Source organism: Nocardia sp. NPDC056611 (assembly GCF_042792755.1).
GTDB lineage: Bacteria > Actinomycetota > Actinomycetes > Mycobacteriales > Mycobacteriaceae > Nocardia.
The window spans coordinates 273,505-295,655 of record NZ_JBHTVV010000002.1 but is presented as its reverse complement, the minus strand read 5'-3'; the positions used below and the strand labels follow the sequence as shown (position 1 = coordinate 295,655).

At 68.9% G+C, this 22,151-nt stretch carries 23 protein-coding genes; 14 read left to right on the top strand and 9 right to left on the bottom strand.

Annotated elements, in window-relative coordinates; translation table 11 throughout:
* Positions 1–75 precede the first annotated feature (75 nt).
* From ACFRAQ_RS09800 to speD, 4 genes are all read left to right on the top strand, one after another.
* Complete coding sequence (locus ACFRAQ_RS09800) at positions 76–1,029, top strand: proteasome assembly chaperone family protein (RefSeq protein ID WP_379096757.1); 954 nt, start codon at positions 76–78, stop codon at positions 1,027–1,029.
* Positions 1,030–1,117: 88 nt separating this feature from the next.
* On the top strand, positions 1,118–3,586 hold the full coding sequence (locus ACFRAQ_RS09795; protein WP_379100181.1) for a DEAD/DEAH box helicase: 2,469 nt from the start codon (positions 1,118–1,120) through the stop codon (positions 3,584–3,586).
* 222 nt (positions 3,587–3,808) lie between these two features.
* Positions 3,809–4,909 (top strand): type III PLP-dependent enzyme, encoded by a 1,101-nt coding sequence (locus ACFRAQ_RS09790; RefSeq protein ID WP_379100179.1) that lies wholly within the window; start codon positions 3,809–3,811, stop codon positions 4,907–4,909.
* A 12-nt stretch (positions 4,910–4,921) separates the two neighbouring features.
* The gene (speD, locus tag ACFRAQ_RS09785) at positions 4,922–6,136 is read left to right on the top strand and encodes an adenosylmethionine decarboxylase (RefSeq protein ID WP_379100177.1); all 1,215 of its coding nucleotides are present in this window, start codon (positions 4,922–4,924) and stop codon (positions 6,134–6,136) included.
* A 102-nt stretch (positions 6,137–6,238) separates the two neighbouring features.
* On the opposite strand, the gene ACFRAQ_RS09780 is transcribed toward speD, so the two are convergent.
* Positions 6,239–7,276 (bottom strand): beta-ketoacyl-ACP synthase III, encoded by a 1,038-nt coding sequence (locus ACFRAQ_RS09780; RefSeq protein ID WP_379096753.1) that lies wholly within the window; start codon positions 7,274–7,276, stop codon positions 6,239–6,241.
* Between the two features lie 97 nt (positions 7,277–7,373).
* On the opposite strand from ACFRAQ_RS09780, the gene ACFRAQ_RS09775 reads away from it, so the two are divergent.
* The 3 genes from ACFRAQ_RS09775 (at position 7,374) to ACFRAQ_RS09765 (ending at position 9,519) form a co-directional block, all read left to right on the top strand.
* Positions 7,374–7,958, top strand: coding sequence for a TetR/AcrR family transcriptional regulator (locus tag ACFRAQ_RS09775; RefSeq protein ID WP_379096750.1), 585 nt, complete (start codon positions 7,374–7,376; stop codon positions 7,956–7,958).
* Positions 7,959–8,058: 100 nt separating this feature from the next.
* A complete protein-coding gene (locus ACFRAQ_RS09770) occupies positions 8,059–9,042 on the top strand; it encodes an aldo/keto reductase (RefSeq protein ID WP_379096747.1) in 984 nt (327 codons plus the stop codon).
* A gap of 39 nt (positions 9,043–9,081) precedes the next feature.
* On the top strand, positions 9,082–9,519 hold the full coding sequence (locus ACFRAQ_RS09765; protein WP_379096744.1) for an RpiB/LacA/LacB family sugar-phosphate isomerase: 438 nt from the start codon (positions 9,082–9,084) through the stop codon (positions 9,517–9,519).
* On the opposite strand, the gene ACFRAQ_RS09760 is transcribed toward ACFRAQ_RS09765, so the two are convergent.
* The 4 genes from ACFRAQ_RS09760 to ACFRAQ_RS09745 form a co-directional block, all read right to left on the bottom strand.
* Complete coding sequence (locus ACFRAQ_RS09760) at positions 9,520–11,115, bottom strand: acyl-CoA synthetase (protein ID WP_379096741.1); 1,596 nt, start codon at positions 11,113–11,115, stop codon at positions 9,520–9,522.
* Positions 11,116–11,149: 34 nt separating this feature from the next.
* Positions 11,150–11,608 carry a gamma-glutamylcyclotransferase family protein gene (locus ACFRAQ_RS09755; RefSeq protein WP_379096738.1) on the bottom strand — a complete coding sequence of 153 codons (459 nt, stop codon included), beginning with the start codon at positions 11,606–11,608 and terminating at the stop codon, positions 11,150–11,152.
* Positions 11,605–12,381, bottom strand: a complete 777-nt coding sequence (locus ACFRAQ_RS09750) for an MBL fold metallo-hydrolase (RefSeq protein ID WP_379096735.1) — start codon at positions 12,379–12,381, stop codon at positions 11,605–11,607. Before ACFRAQ_RS09750 ends, ACFRAQ_RS09755 begins: the two co-directional genes overlap by 4 nt.
* A gap of 91 nt (positions 12,382–12,472) precedes the next feature.
* On the bottom strand, positions 12,473–13,381 hold the full coding sequence (locus ACFRAQ_RS09745) for a LysR substrate-binding domain-containing protein (RefSeq protein ID WP_379096732.1): 909 nt from the start codon (positions 13,379–13,381) through the stop codon (positions 12,473–12,475).
* Between the two features lie 107 nt (positions 13,382–13,488).
* On the opposite strand from ACFRAQ_RS09745, the gene ACFRAQ_RS09740 reads away from it, so the two are divergent.
* From ACFRAQ_RS09740 to ACFRAQ_RS09725, 4 genes are all read left to right on the top strand, one after another.
* Positions 13,489–14,076, top strand: a complete 588-nt coding sequence (locus ACFRAQ_RS09740) for a peroxiredoxin (RefSeq protein WP_213556646.1) — start codon at positions 13,489–13,491, stop codon at positions 14,074–14,076.
* Between the two features lie 24 nt (positions 14,077–14,100).
* Entirely contained in the window at positions 14,101–14,640 is a 540-nt protein-coding gene (locus tag ACFRAQ_RS09735) for a carboxymuconolactone decarboxylase family protein (RefSeq protein ID WP_379096728.1), read from the top strand.
* Between the two features lie 163 nt (positions 14,641–14,803).
* Positions 14,804–15,553, top strand: coding sequence for an HNH endonuclease family protein (locus ACFRAQ_RS09730; protein WP_379096725.1), 750 nt, complete (start codon positions 14,804–14,806; stop codon positions 15,551–15,553).
* A 21-nt stretch (positions 15,554–15,574) separates the two neighbouring features.
* Positions 15,575–16,267, top strand: a complete 693-nt coding sequence (locus ACFRAQ_RS09725) for a PhzF family phenazine biosynthesis protein (protein WP_379096722.1) — start codon at positions 15,575–15,577, stop codon at positions 16,265–16,267.
* A 4-nt stretch (positions 16,268–16,271) separates the two neighbouring features.
* On the opposite strand, the gene ACFRAQ_RS09720 is transcribed toward ACFRAQ_RS09725, so the two are convergent.
* Positions 16,272–16,631, bottom strand: coding sequence for a VOC family protein (locus tag ACFRAQ_RS09720; protein ID WP_379096719.1), 360 nt, complete (start codon positions 16,629–16,631; stop codon positions 16,272–16,274).
* A 122-nt stretch (positions 16,632–16,753) separates the two neighbouring features.
* Between ACFRAQ_RS09720 and ACFRAQ_RS09715 the strand changes: the two genes are divergently transcribed.
* Entirely contained in the window at positions 16,754–18,310 is a 1,557-nt protein-coding gene (locus tag ACFRAQ_RS09715) for an MFS transporter (protein WP_379096716.1), read from the top strand.
* A 12-nt stretch (positions 18,311–18,322) separates the two neighbouring features.
* Here the strand turns inward: ACFRAQ_RS09715 and ACFRAQ_RS09710 are convergent, their stop codons facing one another.
* Together ACFRAQ_RS09710 and ACFRAQ_RS09705 are read right to left on the bottom strand one after the other, a co-directional pair.
* Positions 18,323–19,549 carry an aspartate aminotransferase family protein gene (locus ACFRAQ_RS09710; protein ID WP_379096713.1) on the bottom strand — a complete coding sequence of 409 codons (1,227 nt, stop codon included), beginning with the start codon at positions 19,547–19,549 and terminating at the stop codon, positions 18,323–18,325.
* Positions 19,550–19,676: 127 nt separating this feature from the next.
* Positions 19,677–20,291, bottom strand: coding sequence for a DUF5134 domain-containing protein (locus tag ACFRAQ_RS09705; protein WP_379096710.1), 615 nt, complete (start codon positions 20,289–20,291; stop codon positions 19,677–19,679).
* A 189-nt stretch (positions 20,292–20,480) separates the two neighbouring features.
* Here ACFRAQ_RS09705 and ACFRAQ_RS09700 point away from each other — a divergent pair, with 189 nt between their 5' ends.
* Complete coding sequence (locus ACFRAQ_RS09700; RefSeq protein WP_379096707.1) at positions 20,481–20,675, top strand: hypothetical protein; 195 nt, start codon at positions 20,481–20,483, stop codon at positions 20,673–20,675.
* Positions 20,676–21,020: 345 nt separating this feature from the next.
* Positions 21,021–21,476 (top strand): GNAT family N-acetyltransferase, encoded by a 456-nt coding sequence (locus tag ACFRAQ_RS09695; RefSeq protein WP_379096704.1) that lies wholly within the window; start codon positions 21,021–21,023, stop codon positions 21,474–21,476.
* Positions 21,477–21,486: 10 nt separating this feature from the next.
* Here ACFRAQ_RS09695 and ACFRAQ_RS09690 read toward each other — a convergent pair whose 3' ends face one another.
* Positions 21,487–22,116, bottom strand: coding sequence for a Pr6Pr family membrane protein (locus ACFRAQ_RS09690; protein WP_379096701.1), 630 nt, complete (start codon positions 22,114–22,116; stop codon positions 21,487–21,489).
* Positions 22,117–22,151 lie beyond the last annotated feature (35 nt).

Here is a 22,151-nt window from a genome sequence, read left to right as displayed (position 1 = left end):
TGCTGCGCGCCTGTCATGGGCATGAGGGACAATGGGGTTGGTCGCGAAAGTGGGCCACGCAGGAAGGAGTACGCGATGGACTACGAGTCGCGAATGTACGAGCTGGAATTCCCGGCTCCGCAGCTGTCCTCTCCCGACGGCTCGGGCCCGGTCCTGGTGCACGGCCTCGAGGGTTTCACCGACGCCGGACACGCGGTACGCCTGGCCACCTCGCATCTCAAGGACAGCCTCGAGCACGAACTGGTCGCCTCGTTCGACATGGACGAACTGCTCGACTACCGCTCGCGGCGTCCGCTCATGACCTTCAAAACCGATCACTTCGCCGACTACACCGAGCCGGAACTGAGCCTGTGGGCGCTCAAGGACACCGCAGGCACGCCGTTCCTGCTGCTGGCCGGGCTGGAACCGGATCTGCGCTGGGAGCGGTTCGTCACCGCCGTCCGCCTGCTGGCCGAACAGCTGGGCGTGCGCCGGACCATCGGCCTGAGCGCGATCCCCATGGCCATCCCGCACACCCGCCCGCTCGGCGTCACCGCGCACGCCTCGGACTCCGACCTGGTCGGCGAGCATCAGCGCTGGCCCGGTGAGCTGCAGGTGCCCGGCAGCGCGTCCTCGCTGCTGGAGTTCCGGATGGCCCAGCACGGACACGAGTCGGTCGGCTTCTCGGTGCACGTGCCGCACTACCTGACCCAGACCGCCTACCCGGAGGCCGCGCAGACGCTGCTGGAGAACGTGGCCGAGAACGCGGGCCTGGAACTGCCGCTGGCCGCGCTCACCGACGCCGCCGCGCGGGTGCGCGAACAGGTCAACGAGCAGATCGCGGGCAATTCCGAGGTGGAGACCGTGGTCGCCGCGCTCGAGCGGCAGTACGACAGCTTCGTCACCGCCCAGGAACGCCAGTCCAGCCTGCTGGCCAGTGAGAACGATCTGCCCACCGGCGACGAGCTGGGCGCGGAGTTCGAGCGCTTCCTGGCCGAGCAGGCCGGGTTCGCCGACGGCGACGGACCGGAGAACCCGCCGCTGCGGTAGTGGTCGTTGCGGGATTACCCGGCGCCGACCGGTAACGTCTGTCGGCGTGCAGCTGTCCGAATTGGTTCCCGACCGTGCCGTCTCCGACGTGGACCCGGACTGGTTGTACGAGACCTTCGCCGACTGGGCGGGCTCGGAGGGCCTGAACCTCTACCCGGCCCAGGAAGAGGCGCTGCTGGAACTGGTGACCGGGTCCAACGTCATCCTCAACACGCCGACCGGGTCGGGTAAGTCGCTGGTCGCGATCGGCGCGCACTTCGCCGCGCTCAACAAGGGCGAGCGCAGCTACTACACCGCGCCGATCAAGGCGCTGGTGAGCGAGAAGTTCTTCGCGCTGTGCGAGGTGTTCGGCGCCGACCGGGTCGGCATGGTGACCGGTGACGCGGCGGTGAACCCGGACGCGCCCATCATCTGCGCGACCGCGGAGATCCTGGCCAATCTGGCGCTGCGTGAGGGCGCGGCGGCCGATGTCGGCCAGGTCATCATGGACGAGTTCCACTACTACGCCGATCCCGATCGCGGCTGGGCGTGGCAGGTGCCGCTGATCGAGCTGCCCAAGGCCCAGTTCCTGCTCATGTCGGCCACCCTCGGCGAGGTCGACTTCTTCGCCGAGGACCTGACCCGGCGGACCGGGCGCGAGACCGCCATCGTCGCCGGTTCGGAACGGCCGGTGCCGCTGAGCTTCTCGTACGTGCGCACCCCCATCACCGAGACGCTCGAGGATCTGGTGACCACCAGCCTCGCGCCGGTGTACGTCGTGCACTTCACCCAGGCCGCGGCCATGGAGCGGGCGCAGGCGCTGATGAGCGTGAACATGTCCTCCAAGGCGGAGAAGGAGGCGATCGCCGCGGCCATCGGCGAATTCCGTTTCGCCACGGGCTTCGGCAAGACGCTGTCGCGGTTCATCCGCCACGGCGTGGGCGTGCACCACGCGGGCATGCTGCCCAAGTACCGCCGCCTGGTCGAGAAGCTGGCACAGGACGGACTGCTGAAGGTGGTGTGCGGCACCGACACCCTCGGCGTCGGCATCAACGTCCCGATCCGCACGGTCATGCTGACCGGGCTCACCAAGTACGACGGCGTGCGCACGCGGCGGCTCAATGCCCGCGAGTTCCACCAGATCGCGGGCCGCGCCGGGCGCGCGGGTTACGACACCATGGGCACCGTCGTGGTGCAGGCCCCCGAGCACGAGGTGGAGAACGCGCGCCTGATCGCCAAGGCGGGCGACGACCCCAAGAAGCTCAAGAAGGTCCAGAAGAAGAAGCCGCCCGAGGGTTTCGTGTCCTGGTCGGAGGAGACCTTCGACCGGCTGGTGGCGGCCTCGCCCGAACCCATGGTGTCGCGGTTCAACGTGACCAACTCGATGCTGCTGAATGTGATTGCGCGCAAGGGCAATTGCTTCTACGCCATGCGGCACCTGCTGGAGCAGAACCACGAGCCGCGCGCGGCGCAGCGCAGGCACATCCTCAAGGCGATCCGGCTGTACCGGGCGCTGCGCGACGCGGGCGTGGTGCAACAGCTCGACGAACCCGACGCCGACGGCCGGCACGCCCGGCTGATGGTGGATCTGCAGCGCGACTTCGCGCTCGATCAGCCGCTCTCGCCGTTCGCGCTGGCCGCGCTGGAACTCCTGGACAAGGAGTCGCCGACCTACACCCTCGACGTGATCTCGCTCATCGAGTCCACCCTCGAGGATCCGCGCCAGCTGCTGATGGCCCAGCAGCACAAGGCGCGCGGCGAGGCGGTCGCGGAGATGAAAGCCGACGGGATCGAGTACGAGGAGCGGATGGAGCTCCTCGAAGAGGTCACCTGGCCGAAACCTCTGGCCGCCGAACTCATCGAGCCCGCGTTCGAGACCTACAAGGCCGGGCATCCCTGGGTGTCGGAGTTCGAGCCCTCCCCCAAGGCCGTGGTGCGTGAGATGGTCGAGCGGTCCATGACCTTCGCCGAACTGGTGTCGGGTTACGAGCTGGCCCGCTCCGAGGGCGTGGTGCTGCGGTATCTGGCCGACGCCTACCGGGCGCTGCGGCGGACCGTGCCCGAGCAGGCCCGCACCGAGGAACTCGACGACATCACCGAGTGGCTGGGCGAGCTGATCCGGCAGGTCGACTCCAGCCTGCTCGACGAATGGGAGCAGCTCACCAATCCCGGCGCCGAGGGCGACGAGCAGCAGGTGGCGTTCGGGGCGGAGACGGTGCGGCCGATCAGCGCCAATGAGCGGGCGTTCCGGGTCCTGGTGCGCAATGCCATGTTCCGGCGGGTGGATCTGGCCGCGCTGCGACACTGGGACGCGCTCGAGGACATGGGCGACGACGTGGACTGGGCGGCCGAACTCGCACCCTATTTCGACGAATACGACACCATCGGGACCGGTCCGAACGCCCGGGGGCCACAGCTGTTCCGGGTCGAGCAGCGGCCGGGATTCTGGGATGTCCGCCAGGTGCTCGACGACCCCAGTGGCGACCACGGCTGGTCAATCGACGCCATCGTGGATCTGGCCGAGTCCGACGCCGCGGGCGAAGTGGTCTTCGACGATCTGTCGATCACCGCGGGCTGACTCCGGCGGCCGCCGATCGAGTGCGGGCCCGGGCCGTCCGCCGTCACACTCTCGTCAGACGCCGCCTCGGGCAAATGAACGAATCCCGGCGTTAGAGTGACGTAATCGATCGTCCACCGGTTCGTTTTTCGAGGCTCAACGCGTGTATTGTCTCGCAGGTTGCCTGAGTCCCTGCCGCCCTGGCCGACAGAAAAGAGTTCCCTTAGATTGCCCGGTCGAAACATGCCCGAGTCGCCCTGTCTGGTCATCGACCTCGACAAGGTCCGCGCGAACTATCGCGCACTGCACGCCGCCCTACCCGCGGCACGAATTCGCTTCGCCGTCAAGGCGAGTCCCGTGCCGGAGATCATCCGGCTGCTGAACGACGAGGGCGCGGAGTTCGACGTCGCCAGCGTCGGTGAGATCGAGCTCTGTCTCGCGCAGGGCGTGGATCCGGCCGTCATGTGCTACGGCAATCCGATCAAGAAGGCCTCCCAGATCGCCACCGCCTACGCGGCGGGCGTGCGACGCTACGCCTTCGACACCGAGGACGATCTGGAGCGCATCGCCGAGCATGCGCCGGGCTCCGAGGTCGAGTGCCGGTTCCTGTCCTCGGCCCCGCAGTCGCAGACCCCGTTCGGGACCAAGTTCGGCTGCGCGCCGGGTGAGGCCAAGCGGCTGCTGGTGCGGGCGCACGATCTGGGCCTGACGGTGGTCGGCCCATACTTCCACGTCGGCTCGCAGCAGCTGGACCCGAAGGCCTGGGGCATCGGGATCGAGCAGGCCGGCGCCATCGCGGAAGCGTTGGCGATCAAAGACATTCCAGTGACGGCGGTGAATATCGGTGGGGGACTTCCGATTTCGTACGCCGATCCGGCTCCGGGGGTCTCGGAGCTGGGTGCGGCGATCGCCGATGCGGCGGCCCGCTATCTCCCGGAACACACCGCCCTGGTAGTGGAGCCCGGTCGCGCCCTCGTGGGCAACACCGGTGTGATCCACGCCGAAGTGGTGAATGTTCGCCGAGCGCCGGACGGGCGGCGCTGGATATACCTCGATATCGGCCGCTACAACGGCATGGCCGAAACCGAGAACGAGTACATCGCCTACCGATTCGAAACCGATCGGGACGCGGATCCGAAGGACGAGGCGGTAGTCGCTGGTCCTACGTGTGATGGCGACGATGTACTCTATCAACGCACGCGTGTCCTCCTTCCGACCACGTTGCGAGCCGGTGATCCCGTTCGGATCCTCGAGACCGGCGCCTATACGGCGAGCTATTCGTCGGTGTCCTTCAACGGTTTTCCGCCACTGACAGTCCATGTCACTGGCGCTGAGCGAGAGTGAGTTTTAGCCATGATCACGGCAGAATTCACCGGCTGGCACGTGCTGGCCGAGTTCGGTGGTGTCGACGCTGCCCTCTGCGACGACCTCGAACGACTCGAAACCGCGCTTCGAAAATCGTTGGTCGCCGCGGGGGTGACCATCTGCGATGTCGTGCGCAAGAAGTTCGAGCCGCAGGGTGTCACCATCCTGGCCCTGCTCGCCGAGTCGCACGCCTCGATCCACACCTACCCTGAGTCCGGCGACATCTTCGTCGACGTATTCACTTGCGGCAGTATCGGTTCCGGCGCCACCAAGGCCGTCGAACTGCTGCAGCAGGAGCTGTCCCCGGGGTCGGTCAACATCGAGGTCATCCAGCGCGGCCACACCGCCCGCCGGATCCACGAGCCGGTCGGCGAGGGTCTGACCCGGGTGTGGAACACGACGGAAACCATCGTCGACACCAACACCCCGTACCAGCACATGGTCATCGCCAAGACCGAGCAGGGCATCTCCCTGTTCTCCGACGACGACCGCCAGTCCACCGAGTTCTCGCAGCTCACCTACCACGAGGCCATGCTGGTCCCGGGGTACGCGCTGGCCGCGAAGCTGGACAAGGTGCTGATCATCGGTTCCGGTGAGGGTGTCGCCTCGCAGATGTCGGTGGCCGCGGGCGCCTCGCTCGTCGACCACGTCGACATCGACCAGCTGGAGGTGGAGCTGTGCGCCGAGCACCTCCCCTACGGCTACTCCCAGGCCGACCTGGCCGAGGCGGTCGCGCAGACCGGCCCGATCAAGATGCACTACGCCGACGGCTGGGACTTCCTGGCCAAGGCCGAGGCCGCGGGCGTGCGCTACGACATGATCTGCATCGACCTGCCGGACGAGCGGGTCGAGGACGCGCAGCACAACCGCCTCTACGAGGACGACTTCCTCAACCGCTGTAAGGCGCTGCTGGCCGAGGGCGGCGTGCTCGCCGCGCAGGCCGGCTGTCAGACCATGTGGCGCAACGAGACCCTGAAGCGTTCGTGGACCCGTTTCCACAACCTGTTCGAGACCGTCGTTCCGTACGTCAGCGACGAGCACGAGTGGACGTTCATCTTCGGCACCCCGGCCGCCATCGCGGACCCGGTCACGAAGATGACCGAGACGCTGTCGACCCTGCCCTACAAGGCCGAGACCATCGACGAGCGGGCCCTGGTCCGCGGCGCGATCGAGCCGCACGCGCTGCGTGCGAGCGTGACCGTCTAGTCGATCCGCTCCGTAGCGAAGCGCCCCGCACAGCCAGGCTGTGCGGGGCGCTTCGTTTTTCGTCGTTTCACACAACGGATTTCGTTGTCCGCGGGCCGTTCGTCACGCGATCGCGGGGAGCGTGACGACCTGACCGGCGTAGGCCAGGCCCGCGCCGAAGCCCAGCAGCAACGCGGTGTCGCCCGGCTTGGAGGCGCCCGAGCGCAGCAGTTGCTCCATCGCCATCGGGATCGACGCGGCGCTGGTGTTGCCCGCCTCCGCGATATCCCGTGCGACAGCGATGTTTTCGGGCATGTGCAGCGCCCGCACCAGCGCGTCGGTGATGCGCCCGTTGGCCTGGTGCGGCACGAACGCGTCCAGATCCTCCACGTTCACGCCGGCCTGGTCCAGCGCGGCGCGGCAGGCCTTCTCCAAGAACGTGACGGCCCAGCGGAATACGGCCGCGCCGTTCATCCGGATGTAGGGCCGCTCGGTGGTGCCGCCGGTCGCCTCCGCCGCGGCGACCTCGGCGAAGTAGGTCTTGAAGTCCTTGTCCTGCTTGATCGCGGCGGTCTGGCTGCCGTCCGAGCCCCAGGCCACCGGCCCGATGCCCTCGACGTCGGAGGCGCCCACCACGACCGCGCCCGCACCGTCGGCGAAGATGAACGCGCAGGTGCGGTCGTCCTGGTCGAGCAGGTCCGAGAGCCGCTCCACGCCGATCACCAGCACGTGGCGGGCCTGACCGGCGCGCACCAGGTTGGCCCCGTTGGCGAGCGCGTAGCAGAAGCCCGCGCACCCGGCCGAGACGTCGAAGGCGGCGGTGTCGTGCATGCCGAGTTCGGTCGCGACCACGGCTCCGGCGGACGGTCCCAACACCATCTGCGAGGAGGTGGCCAGGATGACCGCGTCGATCTGCTCGGCGGTGACCCCGGCGGCGTCGAGCGCGTCGCGGGCGGCGGCGGTGCTCATGCCGACGATGGTCTCGTCGTCATCGGCCCAGTGACGGGCCTCGATGCCGGAGCGGGTCCGGATCCATTCGTCGGAGGAGTTGATGCGGTCGACGATCTCGGCGTTGGGGACCACCCGGCGTGGCCGGTACACGCCCAGGCCGAGCAGGGCGGCGTGGGCTACCGGGGTGGCGGTGGCGATCTGGGCTGACATGCGCGGATTTCCTCTTTTCCCATATGAACCGATCGGTCCACATGGGTTAGGTTTAACATGGACCGATCGGTTCACACAAGGGCTGGAGGAAATTGCAATGACGGCGGGACCACGCGCCCGATTGATCGCGAGCACCATCACCACCGTCCAGGAACACGGCGTGCACGCGGCCGGTCTCAACGAACTCCTCAAACGCAGCAACGCCTCCCGAAACTCGCTCTACCAGCACTTTCCTTCGGGCAAGGGGGAGCTGGTGGCCACCGCGGCCCGCATCGTGTCGCGCATGGTCTACTCCCACGTGAGCCGCATGTCCGACGCGCTGCCGGTCGCGCCCTCCCTCGACGGCTGGGTCGACGAGTTACTCGGCTTCTGGCGCGGCCAGCTCGAGACCAGCGAGTTCCGCGCGGGATCGTTCATGATGGCCGCGGCCCTCGACGAACTCGACCCGACCCTGCAATCGGCCGCCGGTCAGGCCTTCTCCGAATGGACCGCCCGGCTGGCCGACGGCCTGGTCGACGCGGGCATCGAGCGCGCCACCGCCTGTTCCCTGTCCGGCTTCGCCCTCTCGGTCATCGAGGGCGCGATCGTGCAGAGCCGCGCCCTGAAATCCGCCCTTCCCTTCACCGACGCGGGCACCCAGCTCACCGTCCTGCTGCATCACCACCTGCCCAACCGCCGCTGATCCCGCGACACGGTTGACTTGGAGCGCACTCCAGGTCGTAGCGTCGTGGGCAGGCGGCGAACCGCCGCGAATTCCATTCCTACCGAGGAGGATTCATCGCATGATCGCGACCAGGAAGCTCGGCGAGCTGACCGTCGGCGCCCAAGGCCTCGGCTGCATGGGCATGAGCGGCGCCTACGGTGTCCAGGACAACGACGCCGAGTCCATCGCCACCATCCACCGGGCCCTGGACCTCGGCGTCACCCTGCTCGACACCTCGAACGTCTACGGCCCGGAGACCAACGAGCGACTGCTCGGCCGCGCCATCGCCGACCGCCGCGACCGCGTCGTGCTGGCCACCAAGTTCGGCATCGTCTGGGGTGAGCAGGGCACGCTCGGCGCGCGCGGTGACGCCGCGTATGTGAGGCAGTCCTGCGACGAGTCCCTCGCGCGGCTGGGCGTCGACCACATCGACCTCTACTACCAGCATCGCGTGGACCCGAACGTGCCCATCGAGGAGACCTGGGGCGCGCTCTCGGAACTCGTGCAGGCCGGCAAGGTCCGCTACCTCGGCATCTCCGAGGCCTCCGCCGACACCATCCGCGCCGCCCACGCCGTCCACCCGGTGACCGCGCTGCAGAGCGAATGGTCGCTGTGGACCCGCGACATCGAGGCCGAGATCGTGCCCGCCTGCCGGGAACTCGGGATCGGCATCGTGCCCTTCTCGCCGCTGGGCCGCGGCTTCCTCACCGGCGCGATCACCTCCACCGCCGACCTGCCCGCCGATGACATGCGCCGCCGCCTGCCCCGGTTCGCCGACGGCAATATCGACGCCAATCTCGCCATCGTCGCGGCCCTGCGGGAACTGGCCGACGAGAAGGGCGTCACCGCGGGGCAATTGGCCCTGGCCTGGGTGCAGTCCCGCGGCGACGACGTGGTCCCGATCCCCGGCACCAAGCGCCGCGCCTACCTCGAGCAGAACGTGGCCGCGACCGAGATCGTGCTGTCTCCGGAGGATCTGGCCCGTATCGAAGCCACCGCACCGGCCGAATCGGTGGCCGGGGCGCGCTATCCCGAAGCGCTCGCGCGCGTCACCAACCGCTAGGTCCCCCCGATCCCGGCCCTCGATGAGGAGAATGACCGCATGAGGATTTCGGTTGCCGCAGACGAGGACACCGGGGTGGCCATGGCCGTGGTCGAGGAGCTGCGGACGCGCGGGCACGAGGTGACCGTGCACGGGGCTCTCGATCCCGACGAGCGCGACGGCTGGGCGTGGGCCTGCGAGGCGGCGGCGCGCGATGTCGCCGACGGCCGGACCGAGCAGGCGATCGTGTGCTGCTGGACCGGCACCGGCGCGTCCATCGCCGCCAACAAGGTCGCCGGTGTCCGGGCGGCGCTGTGTGTGGACGCCTATACCGCTGAGGGAGCACGGAAGTGGAACGACGCGAACGTGCTGGCGCTGAGTCTGCGCCTCACCTCGCGCGCGCAGCTGAGCGAGATTCTCGACGCCTGGTTCGCCGGGGCCCCGAGTGCGGACCCCGGCGATCGGGCGAACATCGCCCATGTGGATCTGATCGGGTGATCAGTCCTGCGCGGCCAGATGCGCGTGCCGCGTGCGCAATTCGCGCTTGAGGATCTTGCCGCTGGGGTTCTTGGGCAGCGCGTCGACGAAGGTCACGTATTTGGGGACCTTGTATCCGGCGAGGCGCTGCTTGCAGTGGGCGAGGACGGCGGCCGCGTCCGGCTCGATTCCGTTGCGCGCCACCACGATCGCGGCGACCGCCTCGATCCAGCGCGGATGCGGGATGCCGACCACGGCGGCCTCGGAGACGTCCGGGTGTTCGTAGAGGACTTCCTCGACCTCGCGGCTGGCCACGTTCTCGCCGCCGGTCTTGATCATGTCCTTCTTGCGGTCGACCACGCTGAGGTAGCCGTCGGCGTCCAGCACGCCCAGGTCGCCGCTGTGGAACCAGCCGTTGCGGAAGGCTTCCGCGGTCTTGGCGGGATCGTTCCAGTAACCGAGCATGGCCTGCGGGGACCGGTGCACGATCTCGCCGACGACACCGACGCCGACCGGATTGTCGTCATCGTCGACCACCCGGGTCTCGACATTGAGCGCCGGGCGTCCCGCCGACCCGGGCTTGGCGAGCTGATCCTCGGGTGCGAGAACCGTTGCCAGCGGCGAGAGTTCGGTCTGGCCGTAGAAGTTGGTCAGGCCGACGCCGGGCAGGCGCTCGGCCAGTTCGTGCAGCACCTCGACGGGCATGATGCTCGCGCCGTAGTAGCCCTTGCGCAGGGACGACAGGTCGTAGCTGTCGAAGTCGGGGTGGCGCAGCAGCGAGACCCACACCGTGGGCGGGCAGAACAGTTTGGTGGCCCGTTCGGTCTCGATGGTGCGCAGCACCGTGGCCGGATCGGGGCCGGGCAGCAGGATGCTGGTCGCGCCCAGCCACAGGTCGGGGGTGAGGAAGCAGTGCAGCTGCGCGCAGTGGTACAGCGGCAGCGCGTGCACCTCGATGTCGTCGGCGCTCATACGGCCGTCCACGACGACGCTGGTGTACTGCGCGATCAGCGCGCGGCTCGACAGCACCGCGCCCTTGGGGCGCGACTCGGTGCCGGAGGTGTACATGATTTGGATGGGGTCGTCGTCGTCGACGAACACCTCGGGGGCGGAGGCGTCGGAATGGGTTTCCCAGGCGCTCACGTCCTCCCATCCGGTCGTCGTGGGCAGGTCGCCGAGGCCGATGCGGCCGAGCAGCCGGATCTGGCCGTCGCCCAGATGTTTCACCGCGGCCTCGGCCTGCTCGGCGAGGCCGTCCTCGGCAATGAAACCGACCGCCCCGCTGTGTTCGAGGATGAACGCCACCTCGTCGGCGGTGAGCATGAAATTGATCGGCACCGAGATCGCGCCCAGCCGGGCCAGCGCGACGTAGAGGAGCACGAACTCGCGGCAGTTGTGCGAGTAGATCGCGACCCGATCCCCCTGCTCCACACCGCGATCGGCCAGGCTGTGCGCGACCCGGTTCACCGCCGCGTCCAGATCCGCGTAGCTCTCGCGCCGATCGCGCCACACCAGCGCTGTCTTGTCCGGGACCCGGGCGGCGCTGCGCCGCAGCAGATCTCCGAGCGCCTGCGAGCGCGCACCCGTCACGGTCCGATCAGTGCCCTGTGCATCCATGCGACCAACTTCTACCGCACGAGTGTGCCCCGTGTCATACAGTCTCGCTGAGCAGGACCAGATCCCGCCGCCACGCAGCACATTTCGACTCGTAATACGGCAGGTGCCCGGTCTCGAAGTCGGCGGCCGACCAATCGGCCTCGGCGACCTCGGCGGTCCAGGTGTAGGTCCACGCGGACCCGACGCGCTCCCCCAGATGCACCGACACCGGGGTCAGGTCGTACTCGTCGTCCTCGAAGGCGTCGAGCACCCGCCAGTCGTCGGCGGTGAGCCCGGTGAGCACGAAGCCCGCCGTCACGGCGTCGGTCGCGGTGACCAGTCCCGGATACGCCCGCCCGGGCAGCGCGGCGGCCCGCCGCCCGATCAACCGCGCGGGCTCCATCCGCGGGACGCGGCCTATCAACGCGGTCAGCACGGCTTCGAACCGCAGGGTGCCGTAGACGAACAGTGGATCACTCGCGGCCGGAAGCCTCCGTGCCCACCGGTCGTTCATCGCCCGGCGATTCGCGCGAACAGCCCCGCGTCGTGGGAGTTGACGACGGTCACCGTGTCCCCGTGCAGCTTCCGCAGTTCCCGCAATCGCCGCTGGTTCAGCCGGTACGCCTCCCCCGCGATGGACCCGGTCTCGTACACCTTCCACCAGAACGGCGTGAACGGCTCCTCGGGGTGGATGCTGGATTCGGTGAAGAACGAGTCACCGGCGTGCAGGAGCCATCCGTTGCCGTGATCGATGGCCACCCCGGCGTGACCGCGGGTGTGACCGAGCAGCGGCACCACCAGGATCTCCGGCGGCAGCCCGGGCAGGTCGCGCACCGCGGTGAAGCCGAACCAGTCCTCGCCGCCCTCGACCTCGTTCACCATCCACTTGGGTCCGTGCGCCCACTGCGCGGCCCGGTAGCGCAGCTTCTCGGACAGGGTGGGTGTGGCGGTGGCGGCCCGGAATTCGGGTCCGTGAATGTGCACGGTGGCTTCGGGGAAGTCCGAGAGTCCGCCGGAATGGTCCAGGTCGAGGTGGGTGAGGATGATGTGCCGGACGTCATGCGGGTCGTAGCCCAGCGCCTGGATCTGGCGGATCGCGGTCTCGCCCTCGGACGGTTTCGCGCCCATCAGGAAACGGCTGGCACCCAGCATCTTTCCGGGCTGCCGCACGGTCTCGAGCCCGAACCCGGTGTCGACGAGCACGAGCGCGTCGCGAGTCTCGACGAGCAGGCAGTGATCGATGACGCCGAATCCCATGGTGCCGCAGTTGAGGTGATGGACGCGCATGGCTCGAGCGTTTCAGACGCCCCAGAGTGACGCAACCGCGCAGGTTGTCGGAATTGTCGTGGCGCCCGGCGAGCCGGTCCGGCGCGAGAGCTCAGCGCGGACGGCCCTCGCGGATGATCTCGGCGAGCAACTCGTAGTCGTCGCCGCGCGCGGTGGAGGACCGGAACGCCAGCCCGACCGTGCGGCCCGGCGCGGGCGCGGCGAAGGTCGCCACCTCCAGGGTGCCGCGTGAGGTCTCGGCCGGGACCGCCATGGCCGGGATCAGGGTGACGCCGAGATCGCCCGCGACGAACTGCACCACCGTGGCCAGCGACGCGGCGCGGGTGTCGCCGACCGCGCCCGGGTGCGCGTCGTGGGTACGGCACAGGTCCATGGTCTGATCACGCAGGCAGTGGCCTTCGTCGAGAAGCAGCAGCGGCAGCGCGTCGAGGTCGGCCGGGGTCAGGTCGGAGCGGCCGGCCAGCTCGTGGCCGCGCGGCACGACCAGCACGAACTCCTCGGTGTAGAGCGGTATCTCGACGAGGCCGGGCGCGTCGGCGGGCAGCGCCAGCATGGCCACGTCGAGCACGCCCGACCGCAGGCCGTCGAGCAGTCGGGCGGTCTGGTCCTCGATGACGTGCGGCGCGAGAGCGGGTACCCGCCTGCGCAATTCGGGCAGCAGGGTGGGCAGCACGTAGGGGGCGACGGTCGGGATGATCCCCAGCCGCAGGGTGCCGCGCAGCCCCTCGCCGGCGGCCGACGCGACAAATCGGTCAGCGGCCTCGAGGGTCGCGATGGCTTGCGGCAGCAAACGTTTGCCGTCGGCGGTGACCAGCACACGGCGCGTACTGCGCTCGATCAGCAACAGCCCCAGTCCGTTTTCCAGTGATGCCAGCGCCTGGGATAACGTGGGCTGGCTCACGCCGAGCCGGGTCGCCGCGGTACCGAAGTGCCGGTACTCCGCGACGGCCACGAACGCACGCAGCTGTGACAGGGTGGGCTGATAAGTTTGATCAGTCACGCCTATGAGTGTAGTGCGACCGATCACCTTTACCTCTCACCGCTGTTCGGCCAGGATCGTATACAGAAGTCTCGACACAATCGGCATGACTACAACGAGGAGCATTCATGGCACTGCTGACCATCGGCGATCAGTTCCCCGCGTACAACCTGAAGGCTGTCATCGGCGGTGATCTCTCGAAGGTGAACGCTCAGCAGCCCGACGACTACTTCACCCAGATCTCGAGCGACGACTACGCCGGCAAGTGGCGCATCGTCTTCTTCTGGCCCAAGGACTTCACCTTCGTGTGCCCGACCGAGATCGCCGCCTTCGGCAAGCTGAACGAGGAGTTCGCCGATCGCGACGCGCAGGTGCTGGGTGCCTCCGTCGACAACGAGTTCGTCCACTTCCAGTGGCGCGCCCAGCACGAGGAGCTCAAGACGCTCCCGTTCCCGATGCTGAGCGACCTGAAGCGGGAACTGGCCGCGGCCACCGGCGTGCTCAACGCCGACGGCGTCGCCGACCGCGCCACCTTCATCGTCGACCCGAACAACGAGATCCAGTTCGTGTCGGTCACCGCCGGTTCGGTCGGCCGCAATGTCGACGAGGTGCTGCGCGTGCTCGACGCCCTGCAGTCCGACGAGCTGTGCGCCTGCAACTGGAAGAAGGGCGACCCGACCATCCAGGCCGGCGAGCTCATGACCGCGTCGGTGTAAGCAAGGCTCGTAAGGAATTTCGTCGTGACCATCGATAATCTGAAGAACTCGCTGCCCGAGTACGCCAAGGACCTCAAGCTCAACCTGTCCTCCATGGCGCGCAGCACCGTACTCAACGAGCAGCAGCTGTGGGGCACCCTGCTGGCCTCGGCCGCGGCCACCAAGTCCGCGACCACGCTGCGGGAGATCGCCGAGGAGGCGGCCGACGTGCTGTCGGCCGAGGCGTACAACGCCGCGCTGGGCGCCGCGTCGATCATGGGTATGAACAATGTGTTCTACCGCGGCAAGGCATTCCTGGAGGGCCGCTACGACGATCTGCGCGCGGGCCTGCGCATGCAGATCATCGGCACTCCCGGCGTGGACAAGGTCGATTTCGAGTTGTGGTCGTTCGCGGTCTCCTCGATCAACGGCTGCCAGCACTGCCTGGAGGCGCACGAGCACACGCTGCGCGAGGCGGGCGTGTCGCGCGAGGTGATCTTCGAGGCGCTGCGCGCGGCCGCGATCGTGGCGGGCGTGGGCCAGGCCGTGGCGTCGACCGAGGCGCTGGCCACGGCCGCCGTCTAGTCGATCGCGGGCGTTGTTGCCCGGGACGCGGATTCTCGGCGAGGGGCCGGACACCACGGGGTGTCCGGCCCCTCGCCTTATCTGCCTGCATATTTGCCAGTAGATTGCTGCAATCCGGCAACAATGCCCGAAACATCCGAATTGCCCACCTAGACTCCCCCGCATGCCTCCGCGCTCCCGGACCCCAGCCCGGCGTCGCCGGCGCAGACTCTTCGCCTCCTCCGTGCTTCTCATCGCGCTCTCCGCGGGTGGCCTGGCGCTCTATCTGAATCGCCACGAGACCCCCGCCGCCGAATCGCCCCCGCCGCCCGAGCAGGCGGGCACCCCGATCCTCGACGCCGCCCGGGCGCGGGCCGGACTGGACCGCCTCCCCGTCGCGTGGAACCGCAACTGGGAGACCTACGACCGCAACGCCTTCGGCCCCGGCTGGTCCGGGCGCGGCGGCGAGCCGGCGCTCAGCGGCGGGTGCACCGCACGCGAACAGGTGATGAAGCGCGACCTCACGGAAACCCTTGTGGGCGACAGCAATTCGTGCCTAGTGCTGTCGGGGACACTCGACGATCCCTACACCGGGGAGCGAATTCCCTACGACCGCTTCACATCCTCGGGTATCGAGGTCGACCACGTGGTCGCGCTCGGCGACGCCTGGCGCTCGGGGGCCTCGCAGTGGCAGCCCGAGCAGCGCGAGAAGTTCGCCAACGACGTCGGCAATCTGCTCGCGGTCCAGAAGCAAGCCAATCAGGAGAAGGGCTCCAAGTCACCGGATCAGTGGCAGCCGCGGCAGGCGTACCAGTGCGAGTACGCGCGCCGCTGGGTCAGCGTCAAGGAGCGCTGGGGATTGAGCGTGCAACCCACCGAGAAGAGCGCCCTGGTCGACATGCTCGATACCTGTGGGCCTCCCGCGAATCGATAACTGTCGGTAAGCTCGCGTGACATGACCGTTCCGGAAAGTGATAGCGCCCAGATCGAGGTCGTGCGTGTGTTCACCGACGCGGCCGGTCGATTCGGCAGCCCGCTCGGCATCGTCCGCCGCTCCGCCGTGGAGCACATCGACCATCAGGCGCTCGCCGCCCGCGTGGGCCAGGCGCTCACCGCGGTGGTCGACGACCCGGCCGACGGGCGGGCGGCGATGCGCATCTACACCCCGGCGGTCGAGTTGTCCTTCGCCGGGCTGCCCAGCATCGGCGCCGCGTGGTGGCTCAACGAGCAGCGCACGCCGGTGAAGGTCATCGATGTCCCCGCCGGGCCGGTCGAGGTCGCGCTCACCGAGGGTATGGCCTGGGCCCGCGCCCGCGCCGCCTGGTCACCGTCGTTCGAATTCCACCAGTTCGAGGATCCGGCGTTGCTCGCCACCCTCGACCCGGCCGACTTCCCCGGCGGCCAGCACTACTGCTGGGCCTGGACCAACGAATCGCGTGCCGGCGTCCGCGCCCGAATGTTCGCCCCGGGCCTGGGAATTCCCGAGGACGAGGCCACCGGCTCGGCGGCCATCGAGCTGACCGCGCTGCTCACCCGCGGCCTGCACATCACGCAGGGGCAGGGCTCGCAGCTGTTCACCGAATGGGACTCCGACGGCTGGGCCCGGATCGGCGGGCGGGTAGTCGCCGACCATCCCATCGTGATCTAGAGACTCACCGAGCGATGCGCTGACCGAAGGCGAGCCGGTGGCCGCCGGGAATGCGCAGCACGAAATCGCGCAGCCCCCAGGGGTGCTCGGTCAGTTCGGCGGTGATCTCGCCGCCGTGCCGCAGGCAATGCGCGTACAGCGCGTCCACATCGGCCACGCCGACATATCCCGCGGTGGTCTCGTTGACCGCCGGATTCGGCGTGCGCACCACCCCGAGCCCGACCCCGCCGCGCCGCAGCAGCGCCAATCCCATCGCGGGCTCGTCCACCTCGACCTCGAAGCCCAGCACATCGCGCAGGAATTCGACGGTGGGCGTGAGGTCGGCCACCTCGAGATTGGCCCGGTAGCTCTCGAATTCGACCATTTCCGCAGCATACTGCCGCTGCCGGGCCGAAATTCGGTTGCGCGTCGGTCGGTGGGCGGTGAGATGGTGGAGGGCGCGCCGTCGCCCCCGCGGCCACACCCCCACCGGAAGGACGATTCGTCGTGGATACCGCCCTCGTCACAGCCGCCCGCGAGCGGCCGGAGCTGGCGGGGCGCCGCGAATGGATCGGCCTCGGCGTGCTCGCGCTGGCCTGCCTGGTCTACGCCATGGATCTCACGGTGCTGCATCTGGCGGTGCCGCAGATCAGTTCGACGCTGCATCCCAGCAGCGCGCAACTGCTCTGGATCATCGACGTCTACGGCTTCATGCTGGCCGGTCTGCTGATCACCATGGGCACGCTCGGCGACCGGATCGGGCGGCGACGTCTGCTGCTGGCCGGCGGCGTGTTGTTCGGAACGGTGTCGGTGGTGGCGGCTTTCTCCCCCACCGCCGAGTTCCTGATCGGGTGCCGGGCGCTGCTCGGTGTCGCCGGTGCGACCATCGCGCCCTCGACACTGTCGTTGATCTTCACCATGTTCCGCGATCCCCGGCAGCGGTCGCTGGCCGTGGGCACCTGGGTGAGCGCGTTCTCCGCGGGCGGCGTGGTCGGCCCCTTGCTGGGTGGTGTACTGCTGGAACGGTTCTGGTGGGGGTCGGTGTTCCTGCTGGCCGTCCCGGTGATGGCGCTGCTGCTGGTGCTCGGTCCCCGGGTGCTGCCGGAGTTCCGCGATCCCGAGGCCGGGCGGCTCGACTTGACCAGTGCCGCACTGAGTGTGGTCACCATGGTGTCGCTGGTGCTGGCCATGAAGACGGTCGCGCAGGACGGCCTCGGCCCGGTGGCGCTGGTGGCCGTCGCGGGCGGCCTGGTGGCGGGCGCGCTGTTCGTGCGGCGCCAGCTCACGCGACCCGATCCCATGCTGGATCTGCGGCTGTTCCGGCTCGGCGCGTTCCGGACGGCGCTGGGCATCAATGTGATCGCCATCTTCGTGGCGTTCGGCTACTTCCTGTTCGTGGCCCAGTACTTCCAGCTGGTGCTGGACATGACGCCGATGGCGGCGGGTGTCGCCATGGCGCCGTCCAGTGTCGGGTTCATCATCGGCTCGCAGGCGGCCCCGCGCATCGTGCGCGTGGTGCGGCCCGCGTATCTGATCGGGACCGGAATGGTGCTGGCCGCCATCGGTCTGGCCATGCTCACCCGGCTGACGGTGGACGGCGGACCGGTCGCGGCGGTGGTCGCGTCGCTGCTCATCGCACTGGGGCTGGCGCCGGTCTTCGGCATCACCACCGAACTGATCGTCGGCTCCGCGCCGCCCGAGCAGGCCGGAGCCGCCTCGGGCGTGTCCGAGACCGGCGCGGAACTCGGTGGCGCGCTGGGCATCTCGATCCTCGGCAGCATCAGTCTGGCCATCTATCGGGCCGATCTCGCCGACTCGCTGCCGCACGGTCTGCCCGGCGCGGACGCGGTGCGCGAGACCCTCGGCGAGGCGGTACAGGTGGCGGCGACGCTGCCCGACAGCGTCGGCGCGACGGTGCTGGTCGCGGCACGCACGGCCTTCATCCACGGGGTGCACGTCACCGCGGGGGTGGCAGCGGTCGGCGCGCTGCTGGTGGCGGTGCTGGCCGTGGCCCGGCTACGCCACGTGCCCGCCGGAGAGCTGTCCGGCGGGCACGATCACTGATCCGGTCGCCGCTCAGCCCAGAGCGGCGGCGAACCGGGTGGCCATCTGCACGACCTCGGCCTCGGTGATGACGAACGACGGCGAGATCTGCAGCGCGCCCTGACCGGCCGCGCGGGTCGAGACACCGTGCGTGCGCAGGGTTTTCACCATCCCGAGCGCCTCGGCCGGATCGGCGAGCTGGACCGCGGCGACCGCGCCCAGGCCGCTGCGGACCTCGGCCACGCGCGGGTGGTCGGCCAGCGGCGAGAAGTGCTCGTGCAGTAGCGTTTCCAGGTTCTTGCTGGCTTCCAAGAGGTTCTCGCGCTCGAAGATCTCGAGATTGGCCATGGCCGCGGCGGCCGCGCCGGCGTGACCGCCGTAGGTGTAGCCGTGCCGCCACCACACGCCGCCGGAGAAGAACGGCTCGGCGATGCGGGGTGCGACGAAGACCGCGCCCATCGGGACATAGCCCGAGGTGAGGCCCTTGGCGGTGGTCATGAGATCCGGTTCCAGGCCGAAACGCGACGAGGCGAACCAGGATCCGCCGATGCGGCCGAAGCCGGTGACGACCTCGTCGGCGACGAACAGGATGTCGTTGTCACGGCAGATCTGGCGGACCTCGGCCAGATAGCCCTCCGGCGGCAGGTAGACGCCGCCCGCGCCGATGATGGGTTCGGCGAAGAAGGCCGCGATGCGCTCCGCGCCGAGCTCCTCGATGAGCGCGGTCAGCGCCTTGGCCTGATCCCATTCGATGGTGCGGGTGTCGGGCATGAAGACCCCAGTGTAGCCCTCGCCGTTGACCGGAATCCCGGCCAGCGAGGTGCCGCCGACGTGCATGCCGTGGTACGCCTTCTGCCGTCCGACCAGGATGGTCTTCTCCGGGCGGCCCATCTCCTGCCAGTAGCGGCGGGCCAGCTTGGCGGCGGTGTCGATGCCGTCGGAGCCGCCCGAGGTGAAGAAGATCTTGCTGCCCGGCACCGGGGCGAGCGCGGAGAGCCGCTCGGCCAGATCGCGGGTCACCGGCGAGACCAGGTCACCGAAGTTGGAGTAGTGCGCGACCTGGGTCAGCTGCGCGGCCACCGCGTCGGCGATCTCGCGGCGGCCGTGGCCGACATTGGCGAACCAGAGTCCGCCGGTGGCATCGAGATACTCTGTGCCACCCTCGTCCCAGATGCGGGCGCCCTCGCCCCGCGCCACCACGAACGACCCGTCCCGCTCGACCGCACCCATATCGGCGAAGCCATGCCACAGCGAACCCATCCAGAGCACCTCCATCACCCGATACCGGCCACCCCCAACCGGGCGAACCGACCTTTGCTCGCTATCTAACCCCGTAGGACGGTGAACAGGTCGAACGGCCCCCGGCTGCGCCGGAACGGGCGGCGGCTCATCCGGCGGCGGCCGCCACCAGCATGTAGGCGGTGCCGAGGTCCATCACCAGGTGCGGCACCACGGCCGGGGCTCCGGCCGTGGTGACAGGGTGCGGGAACACTCCCGGCAAACGGCGGCGCAGGCCCGGCATCAGCATGACGACGGCGTCGAGTGCGAACAGCGCCGCGAGCGCCAGCAGCGGGGCGGGCGCGGGTCCCCCGTGCCCGGACACACCGTGCTCGTGCGCCCCGGGCCCGCTCATCGCGTACAGCATGGCCGCGGCCGCCAGCACGTGATAGGCGAACGCCCCGGCGGTACCCGCCCCGGCGTCTCCGATCCCGTTGCGCCACCGCAGGATCCGTTCCCCCAGCACCAGCGTGTACACGACCACCATGGCCGTCAGCACCCCGCGCATCGCGTGCGCGTCGACGGCGGTCGGGAACACCAGCATTCCCACCATGACCAGGCACATCACCAGATGCGCGGCATCGGATTCGCGATCCGCGCGCGGCCCGTCGCACCCGACCGGCCGCACCCGTGCCAGCCTGGCGACGACCAGGGCGGCGGCCGAGCAGAAGGCGATCACCGCACTCCACCGCACCAGCCCGTACTGCTCCACGAACAACCCCACGCCCCACCACCTCTCACCGCGGCGACCGGCTCCCCTTCCATGCTGACATCCCCGGCGCGCGCCGCCCGGAACTTGCGCTGCCGAATCCCCCGCCCCCGCACCGCCACTCGTGACCGATTACCCAGCCGATTCACTCGCCCGGCTCCCCTGAAACGTTCGTATCGAGACAATGAACAGAGGAGTCACTCCATGCGTCACAGTCGAGCCGAGCGCCCGCGCCGAACCGACGATCCCGTCGACCCGATCGCCGATCTACGCGCGAACCTGAACGTGCTGCGCTATTCCGTCGAGCAGATGACCGAAGCCATGAAGGGCATCCTGCAGGAGATGCGCAGCTTCGACGCACGCCTGAGCGCCCTGGAGGCTGGTGTCGCCGAGCGCTGACCGCAGGTATGGCCGAGCGCTGATCGGACCTGCGGGCGCGGACATGGCAACGGCCCGGAGCCTTGCGGCTACCGGGCCGTCTTCAAGCTTCGGGCCGCCGTGCACGTATCCGACGCCCCGCGCCGGCACTCTCGGAAATGTGCACCTCACGGTTCGCCCCACGACGCTCCGAATACCGGCGGAGTAACCCGACAAGATCACGAAACCCTTCCGGCCACACCGAGTGTCGCCCGTCGGGCGGCTGCGCACAGGGCACACGGGGACCGACGGCACGCCAGGTCGGCGAGTTGGCGCTCCAGGTCAGTCCGCTCAGGGCCCGGGACGGCGGCTCGCTAGCCTGACGACATGCGGATTGTGGTCGATGATCTGACCGGGCCCGAGGTGGTCGGTTTGCTAGAAGCGCATGTCGCCGAGATGCTGGCGAACTCGCCGGAGGACAGCATGCACGCGCTCGACGTAGCGGCGCTGCGCAAGCCGGAGATCACCTTCTGGTCCGCGTGGGACGGGACCGAGCTCGCCGGATGCGGGGCGCTCAAAGAGCTGGATCCGACGCACGGGGAGATCAAATCCATGCGGACCACGGCCGGGTATCGCGGGCGCGGAGTCGCGTCACAGTTGTTGCGGCACATCCTCGCCGAGGCCGAGGCTCGCGGATACGCGCGGTTGAGCCTGGAGACCGGATCGTCGGAGTTCTATCGGCCCGCGGTGCGGCTGTACGAGCGCTACGGGTTCGAGCACTGCGGGCCGTTCGCGGACTACACCGAGGACCCGCACAGTGTGTTCATGACCCGCGCGCTCTGAGCCCGCGGGGTCAGCGGCGGGCGACCGCCCGGGGTACCACGCCGGTCACCGCGGCCACGATGACGCCGAGGATCGCGAAGACCACGGCCATCACCACCAGGCCGATGGTCAGGGAGCCGTAGCCCTGCTCGCGGGGGTCGATGAACGGGTAGGGGTACCAGTCGGCGAAGGGGCCGCGGATCAGGACGTACGCGCCGTAGGCCAACGGATAGGCGAGCCAGCCCAGGACCAGCTTGACGGTCGGCTTGACGCCGGGAGCCAGCACCAGCAACCAGTCCGCGATCAGCACGACGGGGATCAGCCGGTGCAGGATGTCGTTGATCCATTTCTCGGTCAGCTGGACGTCGATGTCCGCCAGCAGCAGCGCGTAGATGATGAGGGTGATCGTCAGATAGAGGGTGGCCGCGCCCCGCAGCAGTTCCCACCGGCGGCCATCGGGGTCGCGCAGGCCGCCGACCAGCAGCACGACAATGCCGATGATGTTGGACTGGATGGTGAAGTAGCTGAAGAAGTTCAGGTACGAGTAGTTCGGATTATCCAGGTTGCGCAGCGGGATCCAGACCAGCGCGACAATGCCCACGACGGCGAAGACGACCCGCAGCGCCCGGATCCACAAGGGCGTACCACCTCTGACGACCATGGCCCAGATCGTCGCATGACGAACCACTCGAATGC

Coding starts and splice junctions, on each gene's coding strand:
- ACFRAQ_RS09800 (WP_379096757.1), top strand. CDS start 76: ATGGACTACGAGTCGCGAATGTACGAGCTGGAATTCCCGGCTCCGCAG.
- ACFRAQ_RS09700 (WP_379096707.1), top strand. CDS start 20,481: ATGCGTCACAGTCGAGCCGAGCGCCCGCGCCGAACCGACGATCCCGTC.
- ACFRAQ_RS09760 (WP_379096741.1), bottom strand. CDS start 11,115: ATGGATGCACAGGGCACTGATCGGACCGTGACGGGTGCGCGCTCGCAG.
- ACFRAQ_RS09750 (WP_379096735.1), bottom strand. CDS start 12,381: ATGCGCGTCCATCACCTCAACTGCGGCACCATGGGATTCGGCGTCATC.
- ACFRAQ_RS09790 (WP_379100179.1), top strand. CDS start 3,809: ATGCCCGAGTCGCCCTGTCTGGTCATCGACCTCGACAAGGTCCGCGCG.
- ACFRAQ_RS09710 (WP_379096713.1), bottom strand. CDS start 19,549: ATGGGTTCGCTGTGGCATGGCTTCGCCGATATGGGTGCGGTCGAGCGG.
- ACFRAQ_RS09775 (WP_379096750.1), top strand. CDS start 7,374: ATGACGGCGGGACCACGCGCCCGATTGATCGCGAGCACCATCACCACC.
- ACFRAQ_RS09740 (WP_213556646.1), top strand. CDS start 13,489: ATGGCACTGCTGACCATCGGCGATCAGTTCCCCGCGTACAACCTGAAG.
- ACFRAQ_RS09690 (WP_379096701.1), bottom strand. CDS start 22,116: ATGGTCGTCAGAGGTGGTACGCCCTTGTGGATCCGGGCGCTGCGGGTC.
- ACFRAQ_RS09755 (WP_379096738.1), bottom strand. CDS start 11,608: ATGAACGACCGGTGGGCACGGAGGCTTCCGGCCGCGAGTGATCCACTG.
- ACFRAQ_RS09725 (WP_379096722.1), top strand. CDS start 15,575: ATGACCGTTCCGGAAAGTGATAGCGCCCAGATCGAGGTCGTGCGTGTG.
- ACFRAQ_RS09770 (WP_379096747.1), top strand. CDS start 8,059: ATGATCGCGACCAGGAAGCTCGGCGAGCTGACCGTCGGCGCCCAAGGC.
- ACFRAQ_RS09695 (WP_379096704.1), top strand. CDS start 21,021: ATGCGGATTGTGGTCGATGATCTGACCGGGCCCGAGGTGGTCGGTTTG.
- ACFRAQ_RS09780 (WP_379096753.1), bottom strand. CDS start 7,276: ATGTCAGCCCAGATCGCCACCGCCACCCCGGTAGCCCACGCCGCCCTG.
- ACFRAQ_RS09720 (WP_379096719.1), bottom strand. CDS start 16,631: ATGGTCGAATTCGAGAGCTACCGGGCCAATCTCGAGGTGGCCGACCTC.
- ACFRAQ_RS09765 (WP_379096744.1), top strand. CDS start 9,082: ATGAGGATTTCGGTTGCCGCAGACGAGGACACCGGGGTGGCCATGGCC.
- ACFRAQ_RS09730 (WP_379096725.1), top strand. CDS start 14,804: ATGCCTCCGCGCTCCCGGACCCCAGCCCGGCGTCGCCGGCGCAGACTC.